Below are 23,095 nucleotides of genomic sequence, written 5' to 3'. Positions count from 1 at the left end.
AACCCGACCTTACTAAGAAACCCGATGGCCACCTGAGCTACACCACCCCGTGGGACACGATCATTACCAAGAGCCCCCATTCGACGCTCGATGCCCCCCCAAAAGCCCATCAAGGTCTCGATTTGAAGGCGGCAGCATGACCTATAGGCAACCTCAGCGCCGCCGAAAAACTGTCCGGGAAATGGGGACCACCTCACTTCACCGCCGGGCGCTTTGAATGCTACCTCAGGCTCTATTACCTGAGCTCATGACGCTCTTCAAATTTTGAAGCTTCACAAGCGCTAAATGAGCCGATCTACTGCAGACACGATCGTCCAAATATTCGGTATGAGGTGTATTGCAGATTTATGGAAATTGTTAAATTGCACACCTCGATAACGTCCCCTCTGCGGCTTGAAGATGCAGACACCCCCGCGAAAAATTTAGAAATTGAAATCTTGCCTCAGAACCGTTTGATAGAAACCGGCAAAATACCGCCCTAATTTCTGAAGCGACGCTTCGACACATTCTCTGAAGAAAGGCTTCATTCCGTTCAAGAACGCAGCATGCCTGCGCTCGACTGTGGTTTTGGCCGCAGTATAGGCGCGGCACTGTCTGCGCTAAATAAATAGGGCTCCATCAACTGTTTATCCTTCGGGTGATTCCATGCAAGCTGAGTTACTGCTGTTAAATGCCGATATTGTCACTATGGACCCAGGTGCCCCGCGTGCGCAGGCACTTGCGATTGCGGATGGACGGATCGTCGCAGTGGGGACGCAGGCCGATCTGCTGGAGCTGGATAATGGGTGCACCCGCCGCATTGATGCGCGGGGGCTGACCGTGCTGCCGGGATTGCGGGACAACCACATACATTTGCAGGATAGCGGTTATTATAACGGGACTATGGCTGACCTGACGCGCGTAAGGACCGCGCTCGAGCTGATCGCTACGCTTCGAGAGTTTGCCGCTACGCAATGTATGCTCTGGGTTGGCGGGCAAGGCTATTCAATCGGAATTTTTAATGAAGACACACTGAGCCGCGAAGATTTGGATCTTGCGGTGCCTGACCGTCCCTGCCTGATCTATGCCGCCGATTTGCATAGCGCTTGCCTAAACACAAGGGGCTGCGAAGCACTTGGATTGACCTCTGACACACCCGATCCAGTCAATGGACGCTTTAGCCGCGATGCGCGGGGCGTGCCGACCGGGATGTTACACGAGGAAGCGATCACGTGGGCACAAGACCGGATGCCGCCGGTGACCGAAGAAACTTACATGGCCGGTGTGCGCTTCGGGCAAGAGTTGTGTCACAGGCATGGATTAACTGGGGCATTAGACCCCAAGATAACCCTACGCCACGCGGCCGTCTATCAGCGCATGGTCGAGGATGGCAGCCTGACACTGCGGATGAATGGGGCGGCGTGGGTCGATCCCGAAGAAACCGACGATCAGACGCTGGCGCGATTGATGAAAATGCGCCGCGATCATTGGTCTGATATGTTCCGCATCCATTCGGCCAAGTTTTTTATCGACGGAGTGCTGGAAAACCGTACCGCGGCGATGATCGAGGGCTATCAGGATGCCAGGGGCGGCAATGCGCCGTTATTATTTACGCCTGAAAAAATCGCACGGCTTTTCCCTGCGCTGGACGCGGCCCGGTTCCAGATCCATTGCCATGTGATCGGTGATCTTGCAGTCCGAGCTGTGCTCGACGGGTTGGAAACAGCCCGCGCGACGAATGGCGATTGGCCTGCGCTGCATCAGGTGACACACCTGCAATGCGTGCGCCCTGAAGATATCGCTCGTTTAGGAAAGCTGCGGGCCATGGCCAATCTACAGGCGCTTTGGGCACGGGCCGTCGCCTCTGTGACAGAGGTCTGCTTGCCGATGGCAGGTCCGGCGCTGGCTGAAACTATCTATCCTTTCCGCTCGATCATTGAGGCCGGTGCGCCCTTCTGCCTGACCAGCGATTGGGGCGTCAGCACACTCAATCCGTTTGAAATCATGTCGACCGCGCTCACCCGGCAAGTCCCGGGGCAGCCTGCGATGCCAGTTTTTCTTCCGCACGAAAGGCTGAGCCGTGCGCAGGTTTTGACGGGGTATACCACGGGCGCTGCTGCGGGTGCATGGCGGCCAGATACCGGATCTCTGCGCGTCGGAGCTCAGGCGGATTTCATCGTGGTGGACCGCGATGTAACACGCTGTGATCCGCATGAATTGGGCGCGACGCAGGTAGAGCTGACCGTGGTCGGAGGGAGAGAAGTCTATCGTCGGCTAGGGTTTGATGGTTGATTTTTAAAAATCATCGGGGAAAATACCTCTCATATAGGTCAGGCAGGCGTCTTTGGCAGCGGCCTGACCTTCAGGGCCGGTGCGCTCGGTCAGCAGATTGTTGATCCAGTACCCGTCTATCATTGCATTTAAAGATGCCGAAACCTGCGCGGCATCGACCGTAATCCCGCGCAGCGCCGCGAGGGCTGCGACGTCGTCGCGAGTGGTCGTGAAATAATGGCAACGCATCTCCGCACAGCGTTTGCGATAGGGTTCAACACGTATCGCCTCGGCCCAAAAGGAGACCCAGACTGCCAGCCGTTTGGCGCTGGAGACCCGGCCATCGAAATCGCTTTCGATCATCGATCGGATACGAGCGCCGGGCATGGCCTCGCTGCGCGATCGCAGAAAGTCTTCATATTGCTCCGCCGCATGGTCGAGGGCGGCAAAGATGATGCCTTCCTTTGATTGAAAGTGGAACGAGACAACGCCGAAACTACAGCCTGCTTCCTTGGCTATACTGCTAATCGTTGTGCCGCTCAGACCGTGCTGAGCGATCACAGTAATCGCTGCCTCGAGAAGGCTTTCTCGGCGATCTTCAACCTGCTGTTTTCGCGATTTTTTTTGGTTCGTCATCCTGCCCTCTGTTGCTCTGACACAGGCTGCCCCACATCGACTATCGATCCTCGGCTGCCCGTGTCGAATCCCCTCAGGGCAGTTTGTCTACACCGACCGTGGTCATGCAGCCAGATGTTCGGCTGTTACCCGGATGATCGCCGTGCGCAATATATCGCAGATCTCGTCGATCTGGTCCTCGGTGATGGTAAGCGGCGGTGAGATCACACAAAGATTTGCCAATGGCCGCACGATTAACCCCATCTCGAAACACAATGTGTCGATTTCTGTGGCCATGGCACGGTCTTCTGCCTTGGCAATGATCCGCTGGTCGACGGTCATACATTCGACGCATCCAACAAGGCCGGACACCCGCACATCCACCACGCCGGGTAGATCGCGCAACCCTTGTAATGCTTGATTGAAATAGCCCGAGATCTTGCGCACATGGTTCAAAAGATCGAGTTTTTCGAAGACTTTGATATTGGCCAGCCCTGCAGCACAGCTGACCGGATGGCCGGAGTATGTATAGCCATTACCGAAATAGGCACCCCCAGCGTTCTCACCGCTGACGCGCGCCAGAAGCTTGTCCGAGATTGCGACCCCGCCCAAAGGCACATAGCCAGAGGTTACGCCTTTGGCAAAGGTAATGATATCGGGCACGACGCCGAAGACTTTTTCCGATGCGAACCATTCGCCGCAGCGACCGAAGGCGGTTACTACCTCGTCCGAGATGTAAAGAATCTCATGCTTCTCGCAGATTTCTTTGAACCGTGCATGATAGCCTTTCGGCGGAATAATAACTCCCCCCGATGCCAAGATGGGCTCTGCCAGAAACGCGCCGATGGTTTCGGGACCATTAGCCTCGATCAGGGTCTCGAATTCCTCGACCAAGGTTTCCAGGAATTGCGCCTCGGTCTGGCCGCCAGACAGACGGATATTCGGGCTCGAAAGATAATGGATCCGTTGGGCCGGCGGATCGAAATGCGGAGCGGTCTGGCTACGACCTGAGCAGCTAAAGGTCAGTGCTGTGCTGCCGTGATAGCCATCTCGACGCACGACAATGCCTTTCTTGGAAGGACGCCCCAGCGCGTTGTTGAAATATTCAACGAAGCGGAGTGCGGTATCCACCGCAGTCGAGCCGCCCGTAGTAAAGAAAATTCGATTTAAATCGCCCGGCGTCATTGTCGCAATTTGCTCGGCCAAGGCGGCCGCCTGCGTGTTGGTAGTATACCAAGGCGAGTTATAGCTCAGAGTCGTCGCCTGATCTGCGATCGCCTCCGCGATCTCGCTACAGCCATAGCCCACCTGCGTGCACCACATGCCTGCGGGACCATCGATCAGCCTATGTCCGTTTTCGGTGAAGACATGAATACCCTCGCCATGGCTGAGCGCTGGTAGCGCACGTTGGCCTAAGGTTTTCATATCCTGTGCCGGCACCATCAGGTGCTGCCGAGCCTGTTGAGCGGTTTTTGTGAGCTGGGTGGGTGCCATCTGCTCTGCCTTTCGGGAAATGCGTCCGCCGTGTCTGGCGGAGGGAGGGCGACATTAACAAGTTCAGGCTATCCAAGAATTATTTGATTGTCAAATTTCTGATTGGGCAATCAATCAGTTTTTAGATATCACTCGTATGTTAAGTTGGCCGTTCGCCTAAAGACCCAGCAGCCCCGTTGTGAGTGGCTCCAAGCTAATGAACCAAAGGGATTTCGGTCGGTGCTCTTTGTGAATGAGCGGCGGCGCAATACTCAGCCTCACCGCACATTTAGGGGGGTATTCCAGCCATCTTGGCCTTGGTTTCAAAATGTTTTCCTCGGCTAAGGACGAGCCTCTCAATCAGCTTTGCAAACCCGATAATAAGTATGGGCTAGGCTACTGGCTGGGATATGACAGCTTCGAGAATTTGAATGATTTTGGGTTCGACTTTATCGAAGAAGAAGCGTGGTCGTTCCGGAGGAAGCGCTGCCCGGCCGCGGATGTTATCCGCCGCTTTTTCTGCGATCATAATGACCGTCGCGTTTAGATTCGAACTGATGACATTTGGCATTACCGAGGCGTCAATTACCCGTAGACCTTCGAGACCATGCACCCTGAGGGTATCATCGACCACGGCCATCTCGTCGCGTCCCATTCGGCAGGTGCAACTGGGGTGGAACTCGGTCTCGCCAGTACTGCGGACAAATTCGAGAATTTCCGCACGATTGCGTAGTTTTGGCCCAGGGATAAGCTCCTCGCCGAGGAATTCGCGGAACAGAGGGGTGTTGATGAGCTCGCGCGCAGCCAGGACACCATCCACAAGCTCTTGCCGGTCGTGTTCTGTGGAGAGAAAATTGAACTCTATATGGGGGGCGCCCCGCGGGTTACTGGCGTCGAGGGCAATGCGACCACGGGATTCCTGCCGCAGTTGGCTGACATGCAGCTGAAAACCCTGTTCGAGCCTGAATTGATCGCCGACCTGATTCATCGCAACAGCCGCAAAGTGATACTGGATATTGGGTGCGGGGAGGCCAGCTTCCGTTCGGATGAGCCCACCTGCTTCCCAGATATTCGAGGCGACCGGGCCCTTTCGGGTTGTAAGCCATTGCGCGCCGACAGCCGCTTGAATCAGAGGGTTTCCTAGGTTTTTAAGGGTTACAGGTTTTTTGCAGGACCATTGCATCATCAGATCGATATGGTCCTGAAGATTTTGTCCCACGCCTTTGAGCGCGTGACGGCACGGGATTCCCAGTCTCGCCAGTTCTTCTTCAGGGCCGATTCCCGAAAGCATCAGCAGTTGTGGTGAGTTTATCGCCCCGCCAGACAGGATGACTTCTCGGGAGGCAGCGGCCGTAATCGTATTGCCTGCCTTTGTATAGGTTACACCGGTCGCCCGATTTTCGCTAAGCACGATGCCGATGACCTGTGCTCCGGTTTCGACGGTCAAATTGGCGCGTTTCATAACCGGATGGAGATACCCTACAGCAGTGGAACACCGTCGCCCGTTCCATTTGGTGCTATCATAGAGCCCCAAGCCCTCGGGGCGGTAGCCATTCAGGTCATCGCTTGTACCAACGCCGATCTCATCTCCTGCCGCTGCAAACGCGTCATAAAGGATGTTTTTGCTTGATGCCCTGCTGACTCCGAGCGGCCCTCGATCGCCATGCCACGCATCAGCACCCCGTTCGCTTTTTTCGGCTTTTTTGAAATAAGGAAGGCAGTGGGCATAATCCCAATCGGAAAGCCCGTAGTCATGAGCCCAGCGATCATAATCGGTCGGATGGCCGCGCAGATATACCATCGAGTTAATGGACGAGCTCCCGCCAAGAACCTTTCCGCGCGGCACAGGGATCTTGCGAGCAAGCATTTCCGCTTCGACTTCGCTCTCATAGTTCCAATTGAAGCGGGGATCTCTCCAAGCTTTGTAGACACCTGCGGGCATATGAATGAACAGATTATTGTCACGTCTACCCGCTTCCAGCAGGAGGACACAGGTCTCGGGGTCTTCGGTGAGCCGGTTTGCCAGAACACAACCTGCCGAACCGGCGCCGACGATTACGTAATCATATTCCATGACAGCCATTGCCCTGTTGTGGTTGTATCGAACTTGCACAGTGTTGCGGTTCCGCAGGAGTTTCTTGCCGATTTGCACCGAGTAGATAGGCCTGACCTGTGCGTGTGAAGTCTCTAAATGAGAAGAACGCCATGACTTCAGGTAATGGCTGACTTATATTTTTTGATTTCCGGATGGGGCCAGTTTGCACAATACTCGAAACCATTCGGTGTGTTTAAAGGCTGTCGGCACTTGAACTCCCGTCGGTTTAATTCTGCTGTGCTATGCAGCGCTGGCGGCAGGCTTGCATTATCCCAGACCGTCTGGAGACAGAAATGGGGTGCCGTACCGCATATCTTATCGGGCGAAACATCGACGGCTATTTCCGTTACGGAAGGCGAAAGTAAGTGCGGGGCGTAAGATGTCAAAACTTCAGAAGTTCTATATTGCAGGCCAGTGGGTTGATCCGGTTCAGCCAAGGCACAGGGAAGTCATCAACCCCGCAACCGAGTGTTCCTTTGCGACAATTTCACTCGGAAGTGCCGCCGATATCGATGCCGCCGTGATGGCCGCGAAAGAGGCATTTTCCGAATTCTCGATGACCTCTGCTACCTATCGCATCGATCTCACTCGAATTCTCAACGCCTATAATGCCCGCGATAAAGATCTTGTGCGGGCGGTATCCAAGGAGATGGGGGCGCCTATGGCGCTGGCCCGCGATGCGCAGGCATGGATCGGTCAAGCGCATCTTGAAGCGACGATCAAAGCCCTGAAAAACTTCAGTTTTCATGAAGACAGGGGCGCAACGCGTATCCAGCGCGAGCTGATCGGTGTATGTGCCCTGATCACGCCATGGAATTGGCCGCTCAATCAGATCGTCTGTAAGGTCGCGCCCGCGATCGCGGTTGGCTGCACGGTCGTCCTGAAACCATCCCAAATCGCTCCAACTAGCGGCATAATCCTTGCCGAGATCATGGATGCCGCCTGGGTGCCGGCGGGTGTATTCAATCTTCTGAGCGGCACCGGACCGGATGTTGGGGTGGCAATGTCCTCCGATGCTGATGTGGACATGGTCTCGTTCCTAGGCTCGACGTGCGCAGGGATCAGCGTGGCCGAGATGGTAGCACCTACGGTCAAGCGGGTATCTCAGGCGCTGGGTGGAAAATCTGCCAATATTCTGCTGCCGGAGGCCGATTTTGCAAAGGCCGTCAGCTCTGGCGTTGCAGGCTGTTTCGGAAACACCGGCCAATCCTGTGACGCGCCAAGCCGCATGCAGGTGCCAATGGCGCGGATGCACGATGTCGCCCGTCTGGCGGCGGAAGCTGCAGCAGGATATGACACCGGCGACCCGCATGCCGATGGGACCGATCTCGGGCCGGTCATCAGCCAGCATCAGTTCGACAAGATCCAGTCCATGATCCAGAGTGGCATTGATGTGGGGGCCACCCTTGTCGCTGGGGGCGCCGGCAGGCCTGAAGGTCTTGACGTTGGCTATTTCGTCAAGCCGACGATTTTCGCCAATGTCTCTCCAAATATGACGATATCGCGCGAGGAAATCTTTGGCCCGGTGCTGTCGATCATCGGTTACGAAGACGAGGCGGATGCGATCCGAATCGCCAATGATACAGTCCATGGTCTTGCCGGCTATATCCGCTCCGCCGATATGGATGCAGCTCGACGAGTAACGGCACGATTGCGCGTCGGCACAATCATGATCAATGCCCCCGATTTCGACGCGCATTCGGTATTCGGGGGACATAAACAGTTCGGAAATGGCCGCGAATATGCGGATTTCGGTCTTGCGGAGTTCCTTGAGACAAAAAGTATTGTCGGCTTTCAAACCTGATGATTGAGCCCCAACCGCAGCCTGCCCAGAAACGCGCGGTATAAAAAAATGCAACAGTGGAGAAGTTTATGGAAAAGATCAGCCGTCGCCATGCCCTTGGACTGCTAGGCGCAACTGCCCTGAGCGCACCGTTCATCACGCCGGCCCGTGCCAGTTCCGGCTCTGTCAATGTATATAACTGGGCCGATTATATCGGCGAGACGACGCTTGCCGATTTCGAAAGTTCCACTGGTATAACCGTCAATTACGACAATTTCTCCTCGGTTGAAGAGATGCAGGCCAAGATGCTGGCAGGGTCGTCGGGATACGATGTCGTTCTGCAGTCGGGGCCGCAATTGCCGGTCATGTTAGAAGCCGGTATTTATCAGCCGCTTGATAAGACGAAGTTGTCAGGCTGGAGTAATCTCGATCCGAAAATCCTTGAGATCCTTTCGACTTGGGATCCCGGAAACGTATATGCCATGCCATATATGTGGGGATCTGTCGGCTTCGCCTATAATGCCGAAATGCTCAAGAAGGTCTTGCCAGATGCAGATCTAGACTCGCTGGATGTCCTGCTGCGGCCCGAGAACGCTGCAGCTTTGGCACGATGCGGTGTTTCCATATTGGATACGCCATCCGATGTATTTTTGATGGTAATGAAATACATCGGCGCCAATTTCGATAATCCGACGCCTGCCGATTTTGAGGCCGCGGCAAAGGCGATCGCTCCGGTGCGCAGTTCGATCCGCACATTTTCCAACACCATTACGCAGCAAAGCCTGCCTGCCGGCGAACTATGTTTTTCCAACACTTGGTCGGGAAATTACGGGGTCGCGGTTGCACGGTCAAAAGAGGCCGGAATTAAGCTTGATCTGAGATACATGGTCCCGGAAACCGGCGCACCAATCTGGATCGATTGCTGGTGTCTACCCAAGGGCGCTCCGAATATCTTAAACGCGCATGCTTTTGTGAATTATATGTTGCAGCCGGAAGTGATTGCGGCTTGCACCAATCTGACAACTTACGCGAACGCAAACGCAAAGGCGCTTCCCTTTGTCAAAAAGGAAATTGCAAATAATCCAGCCCTTTATCCTGATGAGATGACGACGTCACGTTTGTTTGCGCCGACGGCATGGACGACAGAACAAATCAGCCAGATGAATGATGTCTGGCAACAGATCAAGTTCGATTGACCCCGTTTCAGCCAGCGTCCAGCGTATCAAAGAGCAAAAGTATGACAGATACAATTGATTACAGCACCCAGAGTGTCGCGACCGTAAAGTCCTTCTTACGGATCGAAAATGTTAGCAAGTGCTTCGGATCTGTAAGAGCCGTCGATAATCTGAGCTTCGATATCGCCCAAGGAGAACTTTTCGCCCTGCTCGGCGGGTCCGGCTGCGGCAAGACGACATTGCTGCGGATGCTGGCCGGTTTTGAGACGCCGTCGAGTGGACGTATCTATATTGATGGGCTGGATGTTACTGACACACCGCCCTACGAGCGCCCCGTGAATATGATGTTTCAGTCTTACGCGCTGTTTCCTCATATGAATGTAGAGCAGAATATCGGCTATGGACTCAAACACGAGAAAATATCGCTTGAGCAACGGAAAGCGCGGGTGCGAGAGATGCTGGATCTCGTGCAACTTTCCGAACTGGGCAAGCGAAAGCCGCATCAGATTTCGGGTGGTCAGCGTCAACGGGTTGCTCTTGCTCGTGCACTGGCGCGGTTGCCTAAGGTGTTGCTTTTGGACGAACCGCTGGGGGCATTGGATAAGAAGCTACGCGAACAAACTCAGTTCGAATTACACAACATTCAGAAGAAAACCGGCATTACCTTCGTTGTCGTAACCCATGATCAAGACGAGGCGATGACTCTCGCAGATCGTATAGCGGTCATGAACAAGGGTGTGATCCAACAGATCGGCAGTCCCAATGACATATATGAATTCCCGCAAACAAGCTTCGTGGCTGATTTTATCGGCTCAATCAACCTATACGATTGCGTCGCGGTATCCTCTTCTGGGGGGAAGGTTATCGTCGATGTTCCTGCAATGGGGCAGAATGTGGCCATTACCAGTGATTTGCATCCTATGCTGGGTCAACCCCTAAAGCTTGCCCTGCGGCCTGAAAAAGTCACGCTTTCTCGGGGAGAGGATGTTTTGCAGGACAATGTCTTGTCAGGACGCGTGGCAGACAGAGCCTATTATGGCAAGGAAACCCTTTACAGGGTCGCAATGCCAAGTGGCGAAATCATGATGGTAACCGACGTGAATGCGCAACGACAATCGTTATCGGCGCGGCTACGGCAGAACGATTTGGTTCGCCTAGGCTTCTCGAAGGGTTCAGCCATTTTATTCGAGGCCTGATATGACTGTTTCACCCATACTGAGGTCTCTAAAGCGCTGGCTTGATGCGCGCGGCTGGAGTCAGATCATCATCGGAGTGCCGTCTCTTTGGCTTGCGGCATTCTTTATATTTCCTTTCGTGATTATTGTGATGATTAGCTTGGGAGCGGCGGCAACATCCTCTCCACCATTTCGCTATCTTGCGGATTTCCCCTTCACGGATCTTGGTAGCTATTCTCGTCTATTGGGTAATGGCCTTGTCTTGGACGCGTTCTTCAATTCTGCGGTAAACGCGTTGGTCGCGACGCTTTTGTGTTTGTTGATCGGCTATCCTATGGCGCTTGGGATCACGCGACTTCATGGCGGAGCGCGGACGCTTATTCTGCTTTTGGTAATCTTGCCGTTCTGGACCTCTTTTCTGCTGCGTGTCTATGCATGGATGGGGTTGTTGCGTAGCTCGAGTTGGCTCAACAAAATGCTAACCTCGATCTGGAATTTTGTTACACTAGGAAACTGGGAGATTTTGAGCCTTCAGCTGATGAATACCACCTTCGCGGTGAATCTGGTCATGGTCTATTCCTATCTGCCCTTTATGATTCTGCCGCTTTACGCCAATCTCGCAAAGCTCGATAGGATTCTGGATGAAGCCGCGATGGATCTGGGTAGTCGGCCCGCGCGAGTGTTCTGGGATGTGACATTACCCCTGTCGATGCCCGGAATTATCGCGGGAAGCATGTTAGTTTTCATCCCCGCATCCGGGGAACTGGTCATTCCGACACTCGTTGGAAACTCATCACAACCGATGATCGGGCGCGTGATTTCAGATCAGTTCTCGGTCGCGCGAGACTGGCCATTCGCGGCTGCGATTTCCGTCGCGCTCCTGTGTGTTTTGCTGGTGCTGATGGGATGCTTCTCTCGGATGCAGTCCCTATCGGACCGGAAAGAAGGGAGTGTCTGATGATCCAGAAACACCGTTTTCTGAAATGCACTATCGTCTTCGGGCTTTGCTTCCTTTACCTCCCGATCTTTTCCATGATGGTATTTTCTTTCAATGCCTCCAGCTTTGCGAATATCTGGGGCGGATTTTCCTTTAAATGGTATTTAAAATTACTGGATGATCGTCAGCTTGTCGAAGCAGGGCTGCTGTCGCTCAAGATCGCTGCGTTCAGCGCGACGATAGCCACAGTGCTGGGCACGATGGTCGCATTGGCTTTGACTCGCTTTCGGGCGTTTAAAGGGCGCGCTCTGCTGTCGGGGGCGGTTGTGGCACCTATGATGCTGCCGCAGGTTATCACGGGAATCGCGATGCTGATGCTGTTTATCTTGATGGCCAAATGGTTCGGCTGGCCGAGGCAGCGCGGTTTCATGACCGTCACGATTGCGCATGCGACTTATTCGATCGCGTTTGTGACAACCATAGTCCAGTCCCGGTTAGGCTCTATGGATGGCTCTATAGAGGAAGCCGCGCAAGACCTAGGGTCGCGTCAATGGCAGGTACTGCGCGATGTGACGTTACCCGTAATCTGGCCCGCCATTTTGTCCGGATGGCTACTTGCGTTCACGCTCTCGCTTGATGATGTCGTGATCGCGAATTTTACCACAGGCCCCGGGGCCACAACATTACCTTTGATAATCTGGTCCAAGGTGAAGATGGGGGTGACGCCAGACATCAACGCGCTCGCGACGCTCATTATCGGTGGTGTCACCGTAATTCTACTGGCTATCATCATAACACAACTGGGTCTGCGCCGTTACCGACCCTTGCCTTAGGGCAGAGCGCAAGACCCGACAGCCTTGCCCTCTATCGCATGGAGGGGCAGACCGCGGCAGGTCAAGCGCTAGGCCTGTGCCGGAGCGTTCCCCTGCCAAAGCCGTGAGGCTCTCGGGGCGCTATGTGTGTTTAATTGATCAGCCCAAATTGTTGTGTAGGAATTCCGGATGGTCCTCTCAGTTCCGCTAATGTACTTTCCAGACTGGCGAATTCATCGATCATCCAGTCGCGGACCTTGCGGACAGCACGACGTTCGAGAGAATGGCGGTCCGCGACAAGGTGATAGCTTTTACCCGTGCGGTAAAGCGCGTCACTTGCCAGAACAAGACCACCCGACATCAGTTCATGCGCTACAACATGCCACCATCCAAGCGAGATACATTGCCCCTTCAACGCCGCTTGGACAATCAGCGCATAGTCAGAAAAGGGTTGCCTTGTTGCATAGATCAGAGGGTCTCCTGCCGTGGCTGCCTGGAATTGATCCCAGGGAATCCGCACCTGTCCCATGAGAACGGCAAGTATATGGTCTTTCCCCTGCTCGGCTTCGGGCTTTTTTAGTGATCCATGTCGTTCAAGGTAAGGCGGACTACACGTCGCCATGACAATTTCCTCGACCAACGGCCAAGCTTCGGTATTGCGGTCGGAGGCAACGTCATAGCGCACGGCAAGATCCGCTCCGTTCAATGGCCCGTTGGGTTCACCGTGAATCAGCTCAAAGCGCAGCGAGATATCGGGAAACTTCGCGCGAAATCTGTCGTAGCGAGGCAGTAGCCAGTTGGTCGTGAATGCGGACGTCAAGGAAATGGTGACAGTTTGAGCGCCTTGCTGCGTTTGTGCAATATTTTCGAGCGCTTTCCCAATGCGACCAAAGCCCTCCTCTACGGCTTGCTGCAGCTGTTTACCATTTTCCGTGAGGCGCAGCCCGCCCGGATGGCGCTCGAAAAGAGCCACTCCCAGATGCGCTTCCAGCTTTCCGACAGTGCGACTGACGGCCGGCTGGGTGACATTAAATTCCTGTGCAGCAGCGGTGAAATTGAGATGACGCGCTGCCGCCTCGAACATGAACAGCGCCCCGTTTGAAGGAATAAGCGTACGGATACTCATGGAGCTCTCCTGATTATCCATTACCTGAATGTATGGCGATGGAATAATTTGTAGTGTTCAAATCCTTTTTTGCCTTCATCTAAGGTTATGGCAACCCCCAGATTCAGTCGTCTGGGTTCTGACCCCGTCGCAGAGTTCTGCGACCTTATCGGAAGGCCGAGCCGTGACCCACCGTTTTCCGCATCTGATGTCGTCTTATTCTATCGGATCGCTGGTTATGCGTAACCGCATTCTCTCCACGGGGCACCAGACTTATCTGGCGGAAGACCATCGCCCTGGCGAGGCCTTCGTCGCCTATCACGAGGCGCGTGCCCGCGGCGGAGCAGGTCTGATCATCACTGAATCTGCACGTTTCCATGACAGTTCGACCTCAGATGCGCGCGATTTGTGGCTGATGTCGGACGAGGCCATCCCGGCCTTTGCGAAAGTGGCGCAGGCGGTGAAAGCGCACGGGACCAAGATCATCGGCCAACTCTCACATGCCGGTCGGGTTACGCGCCGCATGTCGCAGGGTATGCGTGGTATTTCCTATGCCCCTTCAGCCACGCCCGAGCATCGTAACCATGTTGTACCCCGTGAGATACCGTTCGAAATGGTCGGCGAGATTGCGGCGGCGGCCGGCCGTGCAGCCGGTCGCTATCGCGCGGCGGATTATGACGGGGTCGAACTTATGGCCTCGCACGGGTTGCTCTTTGCGCAATTTCTCAATCCGCGGGTCAACCGTCGCAAGGATGCTTATGGTGGAAGTTTGGAAAATCGTATGCGCGCGCTGAAGGAGGCGCTCGCCGCCGCGCGTGCTGCGATCAGCCCCGAGATGGTACTGGGTTTGCGCATTTCGGCCGAGGAACACGAGGCAGATGGACTTAAACGCGAGGAGGTGCTTGAGATCTGTATGCGACTGGAGGCGGCGGGTCTGATTGACTATGTCAATGTGACGGTGGGCTCCATGGCAGGGCTCGGTGGTTCAATCCATGTGGTGCCGCCTATGGAGGTCGATCCGGCCTATGTCGCGGAGCGTGCTTCCAAAATCCGCAGTGTCGTCGGCATACCGGTGATGGTCGCAGGGCGTATCAACGACCCGCAACTCGGAGAGCAGGTCATCGCCTCGGGTCAGGCCGATATGGTCGCCATGACTCGTTCGATGATTACCGATCCTGAGATGCCCAAAAAGGTTTTCGATGACCGGCTGTCGGAGATTCGCGCCTGTATTGGCTGCAATCAGGCCTGTATCGGGCATTTCCATAGTGGCGCGTCGATTTCGTGCATCCAGACACCGCGTACGGGGCGCGAATTGAAGATCCGCTTGCCGAGAGCGGTCAGTCAGCCGATGAATGTACTAGTGGTCGGTGCAGGGCCTGCGGGTCTGCGGGCGGCGGTTACAGCAGCCGCGGATGGTCATAAGGTCGAACTGCATGAGGCTGCATCCGTCGTGGGTGGACAGGTGGCGCTTGCGCAGTTGCTGCCCGGACGCAGCGAGTTCGGCGGCTTGATTACCAATCTCGAAGACGAGGTCGCTCAATCCGGCGTCAAACTTCAGTTGGGTAGCCGGATAAGCCTCGAGAGGATTGCGGAGCTTGCTCCCGATCTGGTTGTGCTGGCCACGGGTGCACGCCCGGTCGAGCCCGAAATCGAAGGACGCGAGGAAGGCCATGTGCTAAGCGCGGAAGATGTGTTGACCGGCCAAGCCAAACCCCGGCAAAGCGTGCTGATCGCAGATTGGCGTTGTGATTGGGTGGGTATTGGTATGGCCATGAATCTGGCCGCAAAAGGTCACCGCGTTCGTCTGGCCGTGAATGGCTCGACCGCTGGTCAGAACATCCAGCAATATGTACGCGATTACTGGATCGGTAAGTTACATGAGGCAGGCGTAGAGATCATCCCCTATGCGCGGATCTTTGGGGTAGATGCCGAGACTGCGTATCTTCTGCATAGTTCCAGCCCGCAGCCCGTGATTTGCGAAGGTGTCGATACGGTGGTTCTGGTGTCAGGGCGTGAATCCGAGACCGGGCTCGAGACCGAACTGAAAGCCCGCGGGATCGCGTATGTCAGTGTTGGCGATTGCAACACTGCGCGCACCGCCGAGGAGGCCGTTTATGAAGGGCTCGTGTTGACGCGTTGCGCATTAGAGGCCCAGAGCATGTCGGGCAACAGGCTTGTTGTGGCGAGATGAGAGATGCCCGGTCCCTTTCGGGCCGTTCATGCCACGAGCCGCTATAAAATCAAAATGCGGCAGGAACAATAAAACCAAACCAACAACAGGGTGATATGTTATGATGAAATTTCTAGGATCTGGCACGGCGCTTGCGGTCTGTCTGTTTGCCGGTGCGGCGCTCGCGGAAGACGGCTTAACCTTCTCTTCTTGGGGCGGCGTTTATCAGGAGGCGCAGCGCAAGGTTTTTCTCGATCCAATCGAGAAAGAGATGGGGATCAAGGTTCGCGAGGAGACCCTGACCGGACTGGCCGAGGTGCGAGCACAGGTTCTATCGGGCACCGTGGCGTGGGATATCGTTGATCTTGGTCTTGAAGAATGTGCTCAAGGCGAGAAAGAAGGCCTCTTCGAGCCGCTTGATACCTCGAAGATTTCTTTCGATGGTTTTGATAAGGACGCTTATTCACAATCGTGGGCTGCGATTATCTACTATTCTACCGTGCTCGCCTACAATAAAGAAACTATGGGGGATGATCCGCCCAAAAACTGGACGGATTTTTGGGATACGAAGAAATTCCCTGGCGCGCGTGCGCTCTACAATAAACCGCAGACCATGCTCGAGGCCGCTCTTCTTGCCGATGGCGTGCCAAAGGACCAGCTCTATCCCTTGGATGTGGATCGTGCTTTCAAGAAGCTCGAACAAATCAAGGACGATGTCGATGTCTGGTGGACCTCGGGCGCACAATCGGTCCAGCTTCTGGCAGATGGCGAAGTGGATATGATCGCAATGTGGAATGGTCGCGTGGATGCGCTCAAAGCTGAAGGCTTGCCGGTAGATATGACTTACGATCAGGGCACGCTATCCATGGACTGCCTTGCTGTTCCGAAAGGTTCCAAGCACAAGGATCTCGCGATGAAAGTGATCGGGCGTATGCTCTCGCCGGATCTCCAGGCGCATATGCCTGCCGCAATCAACTACGGCCCGACCACTTCTCTGGCCTTCGATCAGGGCGTTATCACCGACGAGCAGATTGCCAATAGCCCATCCTCGCCGGAACATATGAAATCGCAGGCAGTGATCAGTGGCAAATGGTGGGCCGAACATGCCGCGGAAGTTCAGGAACGCTGGGATGCCTTCCTTCTGAAGTGATCCACAACCAATGGATGCTCCCGAACGGGGCATCCCTCTCAAACAAGGAGAACGGGCATGGACACGGCTTCCGACCTCAATATTTCCAGAGTGAGCAAGCACTACGGCATCTTCAGGGCGCTCAATGACATCAGCCTGTCGATCAAGGCGGGCGAGTTCATGACGTTGCTCGGGCCGTCGGGTTCGGGCAAGACGACATTGCTGATGACGCTGGCAGGGTTCGTGCGCCCGACACGTGGCCATATCATCTCGAAAGGCAAGGATCTGGCCACTGTGCCGCCCCATAAGCGTAATTTCGGCATGGTGTTCCAGCATTACTCGCTGTTCCCGCATCTGACAGTGGCGGCCAATGTAGCCTATCCGCTGAAGCTGCGCCGCACCCCGCGCGCCGAGATCGAGACGCGGGTCAGACGCGCATTGGATCTGGTGCAACTGGGGTATCTGGCCGACCGTCCGATCGACAAGCTCTCGGGCGGGCAGAAGCAGCGGATCGCGCTGGCGCGGGCCGTTGTCTATGAGCCCGACGTGTTGCTGATGGACGAGCCCCTTTCGGCGCTGGACAAGAACTTGCGAGAGGCGATGCAGTTCGAGATCAGGAACCTCCATGATAAACTTGGCATCACCACTGTCTATGTGACCCATGACCAGCGCGAGGCACTGACCATGTCGGACCGGATCGCGGTGATCAATAACGGCAAGCTGGCGCAGCTGGGCGCTCCCGAAGAGATCTATAACTTTCCCTCCGATGCCTTTGTGGCGGAGTTCCTAGGTGAATCTACCCTGTTACCGATTGACCAGCAGGGCGCGCAGATTACCTATGCTGGCCGCCCGATCAATATAGACCGCAAAGTCGCTTCGGCGAGGTTTCTCATGGTGCGCCCCGAGAAGCTCGACTTCTGGGACGAGTCCTTCGATAGCAACTATAACCGTTTCGATGGTCTTATCCGCCAGACTGTTTTCCAAGGGGATACGTTGCAGATCCGGATCGAACTGGATCAGGGGCAGGAAATCCTGATGCGCCGTTCGGCGCGGCGCGACATCGTCGAGCGTCTGTCGCAGAAAGGCGCGGCGATCTCGCTTGCGCTGCACCGTTCCGATAGCGTTCTGGTCCCGGAGATGCCGGTATGAGCATGGCGTTGGATGACGATACTACCGAGAAAGTTGAGACTGATGACAATGCCCGCAAACTCGCCTCGGACGAGCGCCGCGAGTCCCTGCGCCATTTTGCCTTTGCCTTTCCGGTATTCCTGATCATAGTCTGTCTGGTCTTCGGGCCGGTGGGCTGGCTGTTCGGCCTGTCTTTCGTTCAGGACGGCCAGTTTTCCCTTGTGCATTACGAACGCTTGTTGAGCGGGGCCTACGTCGCAATCTTCACGCAAACTTTCCAGGTCAGCCTGACCGTCACTGCGCTTGCGATCCTGCTTGGCTATCCGCTGGCCTATCTTATGAGCCAAAGCTCCCAAAAGCTGGCTAATATCATCCTTCTCAGTGTGATGGTGCCGTTCTGGACTTCGCTTCTGGTGCGCACCTATGCGTGGATGATCCTCCTGCAGCGGCGCGGCATCGTGAATGATACGCTTATCAGTCTCGGCATCATCGATACGCCTCTTCGTCTGGTCAATAATATGACGGGCACGATTATCGGCATGCTGCATGTAATGTTGCCCTTCATGATCCTGCCGCTCTATGCCAGCCTCAAACAGGTCGATACGACTTATCTGCGTGCTGCCTCCAGCCTTGGCGCATCGCCGGTACGGGCTTATTGGTCGGTCTTCTTTCCGCTCTCGCTTCCCGGGGTCTTTGCCGGTGCGATCCTCGTTTTTGTACTGTCTCTTGGCTTCTATGTGACACCCGCGCTTCTCGGCGGTGGCCGCGTGATCATGGTCTCGATGAAAATCCAGCAAAATGCCGCGATGTATTTCGACTGGGGAGCCGCTTCGGCGCTCGGGGTCGTGCTTTTGGCAATTACTGTCCTGCTTTTCGCTGTAATGAACCGCTTCGTCCGCATCGAGCGGATGTTTGGAGGTTCGTGATGCTGTCCTCTCCCGCAACAGAAACCCAGATTACCCATTTGCAACGGCTCTGGCTCTATATCTTCGTAGCGCTTGTGGCGATTTATCTTTTGTTGCCGGTGCTGATTGTGGCGCCAATGTCTTTCTCCGATAGCCGCTTTCTTAAATTTCCGCCCGAGAATTTCTCCCTGCGCTGGTATCAAAGCTATTTCGGCTCTTCCGAATGGCAGGCAGCGACATGGGTCTCGCTGCGTGCGGCCGTGCTGACTACGGTGATTGCCACGCCGCTCGGGGTCATGGCAGCCTATGGTCTGGCGCGTACCGAAATTTTCGGGGCAAGGTTCATCCTGCTGGCGCTGCTCAGTCCGCTGGTTGTGCCGGTAATCATCATCGCCATCGGGCTTTTCTATCTTTATGCTCGTCTGTCTCTGGTCAACACAATGACTGGGGTTGTGCTGGCGCATACGGTTCTGGCCATCCCCTTCGTGATCATCACCACCAGCTCGGCATTGGCGCAATTCGACGTGAATCTCGAAAAGGCCGCGCGGAGCCTCGGTGCGAGCCTGCTGCGCAGCTTCCTGACCGTCACCTTGCCTCAGATCGGGCCTGCCGTAATGTCGGGTGCGTTATTCGCCTTCATTACATCGCTCGACGAAGTGGTTATTTCCTCCTTCATCTCGGGTGGCGAGACCACGACCTTGACAAAAAAAATGTTCACCGGCCTGCGTGATCAGGTCGATCCAACCATCGCTGCGGTATCTACGATCCTGATTGCCGTATCGATTTCGATCCTGATCATCGCCATGCTTTTTGCAGGGCGCAACCGCCAGAAAAGCTGACCGGCGGGGTACCTCCCGTTTCTCCGTCATACCTCTTTTCCCTTCTCGAAGGACCTATCCCTATGGTTGAAAAAAACGTTCCAGACCGTGCTCGTGCCGTTATTGTCGGCGGCGGCATCTCCGGCTGTTCGGTGGCCTACCATCTTGCCAAACTCGGCTGGACCGATATCGTTCTGCTCGAGCGCAAGCAGTTGACATCTGGAACCACATGGCATGCGGCAGGGCTTGTAGGTCAGCTGCGCAATAGCCAGAATATGACCCGTCTGGCAAAATATTCCGCCGATCTCTACTCCAAGCTGGAAGAAGAAACAGGTCTTGCAACGGGGTTGCGTCAATGCGGCTCGATCACCGTGGCTCTGACCGAGGCGCGGCGTGAAGAGATCCTGCGCCAAGCCGGTATGGCGCGGGTCTTCGGGGTGGAGGTCAACGAGCTATCGTCCTCCGAGGTGCTGGCTCTATATCCGCATCTCAACATCTCCGATGTAAAGGGCGGTGTGCATCTGCCGGGCGACGGGCAGGCCGATCCGGGTAATATCGCGCTGGCGCTGGCCAAGGGCGCACGCATGCGCGGAGCGCAGATCATCGAGTATACCAAAGCCACCCGCATCACCACCAAGGACGGACGCGTGACAGGTGTCGACTGGGCGCGGGATGCGGGCGAACAAGGCCATATCGCTGCGGATGTGGTGATCAATTGCGGTGGCATGTGGGGCCGTGAACTGGCGCGGGAGAATAGCGTTACCCTGCCTCTGCACGCCTGTGAGCACTTTTATATCGTGACCGAGAATATCCCCGATCTGGCGCAGCTGCCCGTGCTGCGGGTGCCCGATGAATGCGCCTATTACAAGGAGGATGCCGGAAAGATCCTGCTGGGTGCGTTCGAGCCCAAAGCCAAACCATGGGGGATGGATGGTATTCCCGAGACTTTCGAATTCGACCAGCTGCCCGAGGATTTCGACCATTTCGAACCGATCCTTGAAAAGGCAATCGAGCGGTTCCCGCTGCTGGCAGATGCAGGTATCCATACATTTTTCAACGGGCCCGAAAGTTTCACACCCGATGACCGCTATTATTTGGGGGCGGCACCCGAGATTGATGGCTATTGGGTCGCTGCAGGGTATAACTCCATCGGGATCGTCTCGTCGGGCGGGGCAGGGATGGCGCTTGCGCAATGGATAAACGACGGCGAGCCGCCCTTTGATCTGTGGGAGGTCGATATCCGCCGCGCACAGCCTTTCCAGCGCAACCGGCGCTATCTGAAGGAGCGTGTGTCCGAGACGCTGGGTCTGCTCTATGCCGATCACTATCCCTATCGCCAGCCCGAAACCGCGCGCGGGGTGCGCCGCTCGCCGCTGCATGAACATCTGAAAACCGCAGGGGCGGTGTTTGGCGAGACCGCGGGCTGGGAACGCGCGAACTGGTTCGCCAATCCGGGGCAGGAGCGCGAATATCAATATAGCTGGAAGCGGCAGAACTGGTTTGACAACCAGCGGGCCGAGCATATGGCCCTCCGCGAGGGGGTCGGTCTGATCGACATGACCTCCTTTGGAAAGATCCGTGTGGAGGGCCCCGATGCGCTGGCCTTCATGCAGCGCGTCTGTGCAAACCAGATGGATGTGGCGGCGGGCAAGCTGGTTTATACGCAGATGCTCAATGCCAAAGGCGGGATCGAATGCGATCTGACGGTCACCCGTCTCTCCGAGACCGCCTATTATCTGGTGGTGCCGGGGACGACGCTGCAGCGTGATCTAGCCTGGCTGCGGCGCAATCAGGGCGGTGCAGTCGTGGTGATCACCGATGTCACGCCGGGTGAGGTGGTCCTGCCACTGATGGGCCCCAAGGTACGCGACCTGCTGGCTAAGGTCTCGCCCGATGATTTCTCCAATGAAACGCATCCTTTCGGAATGGCCCGTGAGATCGAGATAGGGATGGGGCTCGCTCGGGCCCATCGAGTGTCTTATGTCGGGGAGCTGGGATGGGAGCTGTATGTCAGTTCAGATCAGGCCGCGCATGTGTTCGAAAGCCTCCTCGAAGCGGGGCAGGATATTAATTTGAAGCTTTGTGGGTTGCACGCGATGGACAGTTGCCGGATCGAAAAGGCTTATCGCCATTTCGGTCATGACATAACCGACGAGGATCACGTTCTGGAAGCGGGGCTAGGTTTTGCCGTAAAAACAGACAAAGGCGACTTCATCGGGCGCGATGCGGTGCTGCGCAAGCGCGAGGAAGGCCTATCTCGCCGGTTGATGCAATTCCGGCTGAAGGACCCCGAGCAGCTCCTGTTCCACAATGAGCCCGTGTTGCGTGATGGCGAGATCATCGGCTTCCTGACCTCGGGCAATTACGGCCATACGCTGGGTGGGGCCATCGGTCTTGGCTATGTGCCTTGCCGCGGAACCGGCGAGCCTTTGGCGGACATGCTGGCGTCGAGCTACGAGATCGAGATTGCAGGGGTCCGTTACGCTGCAGAGGTGAGCCTTAAGCCGCTCTATGACCCCCGCTCCGAACGGATCCGTGGTTAGGGGAAGGTCTTGAGGAAACAGGCCAAGATTTCAATCCCTGTAACAAAGATAGTCGATTGCAACGTGAAATTCTATCTGAGGGCGGATCGCAGCGGTGTCGACATTGCTACACCTTGAAGAGGCTATCCGTTTGAAGAAGAGAACGGCGGTAGAAATGGTGGTCTGCCCATTTGAGTGGTTCCCTTTGGCAGTTAGTGCAGCGTTGGCCTATGGGTGCGATGCTTTCGGGTGCTGGTGGAAGATAGCCCAACGCGCTATGCGGCCGCACCGTGTTGTACTGCTGGCGCCAGCGTTTGATCGGGATCTCGGCCTCTCCCTGAGGTGGCCCCATTTCCCGGACAGTTTTTCGACGGCGCTAAGCTTGCCTGGTGATCATGGTGCAGCCTTCAGATTGAGGCATTGATGGGCTTTGAGGGGTGTCTTGCCACCGAGCGCCGAATGCGGGCGCGTGGTGTTGTAAAAGGTTATCCAATTCCCAATGTCGAGCCGAGTTGCGGTGCCTGTCTCAAACGCGTTAGGCTGCAGACCCATTGATTTCAGGCGATTAGCATGATTCAGGCTCCGCAAGGAGATCCGATCGATGAGCAATCTTTACTGGCTGAGCGACGCCCGGATGGAGCGCCTGAAGCCATTTTTTCCCAACAGCCACGGCAAGCCCCGCCGAAGGAATACGGCCCTGCCAAGACGCTATATTACCGTTGGAAACGCTGGAGCGACAACGGGGTATTGATCGTGTCCCACGGGGTGGTGTAGCTCAGGTGGCTATCGGGTTTCTTAGTAAGGTCGGGTTGCTAGACTCAATCTGATCCAAGGATGACACCCGATGACCAAACCTATGATGGACCTTCGCGCGCTTGTCGAACAGAGCGGCGATGCAGATTTACTGCGTGAGATGATTGGCTTTGCCGCCGAGCGACTAATGGAGCTCGAGGTTGGCGCCAAGACCGGCGCGGACTATGGCGAGAAGAGTGCCGAACGACTG

Annotated in this window: 17 protein-coding genes and 3 pseudogenes; 14 read left to right on the top strand and 6 right to left on the bottom strand. The window is 55.7% G+C overall.

All coding sequences use genetic code 11. The annotated features are described in order from the left end of the window. Positions 1 to 645 precede the first annotated feature (645 nt). On the top strand, positions 646 to 2,271 hold the full coding sequence (locus VSX56_RS18820; RefSeq protein ID WP_350939119.1) for an amidohydrolase: 1,626 nt from the start codon (positions 646 to 648) through the stop codon (positions 2,269 to 2,271). Between the two features lie 3 nt (positions 2,272 to 2,274). Here the strand turns inward: VSX56_RS18820 and VSX56_RS18815 are convergent, their stop codons facing one another. The 3 genes from VSX56_RS18815 to VSX56_RS18805 all read right to left on the bottom strand — a co-directional run bounded on the left by VSX56_RS18815 (position 2,275) and on the right by VSX56_RS18805 (position 6,412). Then, a complete protein-coding gene (locus VSX56_RS18815; RefSeq protein WP_350939118.1) occupies positions 2,275 to 2,886 on the bottom strand; it encodes a TetR family transcriptional regulator C-terminal domain-containing protein in 612 nt (203 codons plus the stop codon). Positions 2,887 to 2,988: 102 nt separating this feature from the next. Further along, complete coding sequence (locus tag VSX56_RS18810) at positions 2,989 to 4,359, bottom strand: aminotransferase (RefSeq protein ID WP_350939117.1); 1,371 nt, start codon at positions 4,357 to 4,359, stop codon at positions 2,989 to 2,991. A gap of 370 nt (positions 4,360 to 4,729) precedes the next feature. Beyond that, positions 4,730 to 6,412, bottom strand: coding sequence for a choline dehydrogenase (locus VSX56_RS18805; RefSeq protein ID WP_350939116.1), 1,683 nt, complete (start codon positions 6,410 to 6,412; stop codon positions 4,730 to 4,732). Between the two features lie 400 nt (positions 6,413 to 6,812). Here VSX56_RS18805 and VSX56_RS18800 point away from each other — a divergent pair, with 400 nt between their 5' ends. From VSX56_RS18800 to VSX56_RS18780, 5 genes are all read left to right on the top strand, one after another. After that, complete coding sequence (locus tag VSX56_RS18800) at positions 6,813 to 8,237, top strand: aldehyde dehydrogenase family protein (RefSeq protein WP_350939115.1); 1,425 nt, start codon at positions 6,813 to 6,815, stop codon at positions 8,235 to 8,237. Positions 8,238 to 8,305: 68 nt separating this feature from the next. After that, positions 8,306 to 9,412 carry an extracellular solute-binding protein gene (locus tag VSX56_RS18795; RefSeq protein ID WP_350939114.1) on the top strand — a complete coding sequence of 369 codons (1,107 nt, stop codon included), beginning with the start codon at positions 8,306 to 8,308 and terminating at the stop codon, positions 9,410 to 9,412. A 41-nt stretch (positions 9,413 to 9,453) separates the two neighbouring features. Further along, positions 9,454 to 10,587 carry an ABC transporter ATP-binding protein gene (locus tag VSX56_RS18790; RefSeq protein WP_350939113.1) on the top strand — a complete coding sequence of 378 codons (1,134 nt, stop codon included), beginning with the start codon at positions 9,454 to 9,456 and terminating at the stop codon, positions 10,585 to 10,587. 1 nt (position 10,588) lies between these two features. Further along, positions 10,589 to 11,524 (top strand): ABC transporter permease, encoded by a 936-nt coding sequence (locus VSX56_RS18785; RefSeq protein ID WP_350939112.1) that lies wholly within the window; start codon positions 10,589 to 10,591, stop codon positions 11,522 to 11,524. Beyond that, complete coding sequence (locus VSX56_RS18780; RefSeq protein ID WP_350939111.1) at positions 11,524 to 12,336, top strand: ABC transporter permease; 813 nt, start codon at positions 11,524 to 11,526, stop codon at positions 12,334 to 12,336. Before VSX56_RS18785 ends, VSX56_RS18780 begins: the two co-directional genes overlap by 1 nt. 130 nt (positions 12,337 to 12,466) lie before the next feature. Here the strand turns inward: VSX56_RS18780 and VSX56_RS18775 are convergent, their stop codons facing one another. Next, entirely contained in the window at positions 12,467 to 13,441 is a 975-nt protein-coding gene (locus VSX56_RS18775) for a LysR substrate-binding domain-containing protein (RefSeq protein ID WP_350939110.1), read from the bottom strand. 187 nt (positions 13,442 to 13,628) lie between these two features. Here VSX56_RS18775 and VSX56_RS18770 point away from each other — a divergent pair, with 187 nt between their 5' ends. The 6 genes from VSX56_RS18770 to VSX56_RS18745 all read left to right on the top strand — a co-directional run bounded on the left by VSX56_RS18770 (position 13,629) and on the right by VSX56_RS18745 (position 22,113). Next, positions 13,629 to 15,611 (top strand): oxidoreductase, encoded by a 1,983-nt coding sequence (locus VSX56_RS18770; protein ID WP_350939121.1) that lies wholly within the window; start codon positions 13,629 to 13,631, stop codon positions 15,609 to 15,611. Between the two features lie 100 nt (positions 15,612 to 15,711). Next, complete coding sequence (locus VSX56_RS18765) at positions 15,712 to 16,740, top strand: ABC transporter substrate-binding protein (RefSeq protein ID WP_350939109.1); 1,029 nt, start codon at positions 15,712 to 15,714, stop codon at positions 16,738 to 16,740. A gap of 57 nt (positions 16,741 to 16,797) precedes the next feature. After that, positions 16,798 to 17,868 (top strand): ABC transporter ATP-binding protein, encoded by a 1,071-nt coding sequence (locus tag VSX56_RS18760; RefSeq protein WP_350939108.1) that lies wholly within the window; start codon positions 16,798 to 16,800, stop codon positions 17,866 to 17,868. Beyond that, the gene (locus tag VSX56_RS18755) at positions 17,865 to 18,773 is read left to right on the top strand and encodes an ABC transporter permease (protein ID WP_350939107.1); all 909 of its coding nucleotides are present in this window, start codon (positions 17,865 to 17,867) and stop codon (positions 18,771 to 18,773) included. The genes VSX56_RS18760 and VSX56_RS18755 overlap by 4 nt, the downstream gene beginning before the upstream one ends. Then, positions 18,773 to 19,591, top strand: a complete 819-nt coding sequence (locus VSX56_RS18750) for an ABC transporter permease (protein WP_350939106.1) — start codon at positions 18,773 to 18,775, stop codon at positions 19,589 to 19,591. The genes VSX56_RS18755 and VSX56_RS18750 overlap by 1 nt, the downstream gene beginning before the upstream one ends. Positions 19,592 to 19,653: 62 nt before the next feature. Beyond that, positions 19,654 to 22,113 carry a GcvT family protein gene (locus tag VSX56_RS18745; RefSeq protein WP_350939105.1) on the top strand — a complete coding sequence of 820 codons (2,460 nt, stop codon included), beginning with the start codon at positions 19,654 to 19,656 and terminating at the stop codon, positions 22,111 to 22,113. Positions 22,114 to 22,312: 199 nt separating this feature from the next. Here VSX56_RS18745 and VSX56_RS20860 read toward each other — a convergent pair. Both VSX56_RS20860 and VSX56_RS18735 read right to left on the bottom strand, forming a co-directional pair. Beyond that, a pseudogene (locus tag VSX56_RS20860) lies at positions 22,313 to 22,426 on the bottom strand (integrase core domain-containing protein); the annotation flags it as partial. 59 nt (positions 22,427 to 22,485) lie between these two features. Beyond that, a complete protein-coding gene (locus VSX56_RS18735) occupies positions 22,486 to 22,644 on the bottom strand; it encodes an integrase core domain-containing protein (protein ID WP_350939120.1) in 159 nt (52 codons plus the stop codon). A 49-nt stretch (positions 22,645 to 22,693) separates the two neighbouring features. Here VSX56_RS18735 and VSX56_RS18730 point away from each other — a divergent pair. Next, positions 22,694 to 22,839: pseudogene (locus VSX56_RS18730) on the top strand (IS5/IS1182 family transposase); the annotation flags it as partial. A gap of 97 nt (positions 22,840 to 22,936) precedes the next feature. After that, positions 22,937 to 23,095: pseudogene (locus VSX56_RS18725) on the top strand (IS256 family transposase); the annotation flags it as partial.

The organism is Thioclava kandeliae (genome assembly GCF_040297545.1).
GTDB classification, from domain to species: Bacteria; Pseudomonadota; Alphaproteobacteria; order Rhodobacterales; family Rhodobacteraceae; genus Thioclava; species Thioclava kandeliae.
This window is presented reverse-complemented; position numbering and strand designations above follow the sequence as displayed.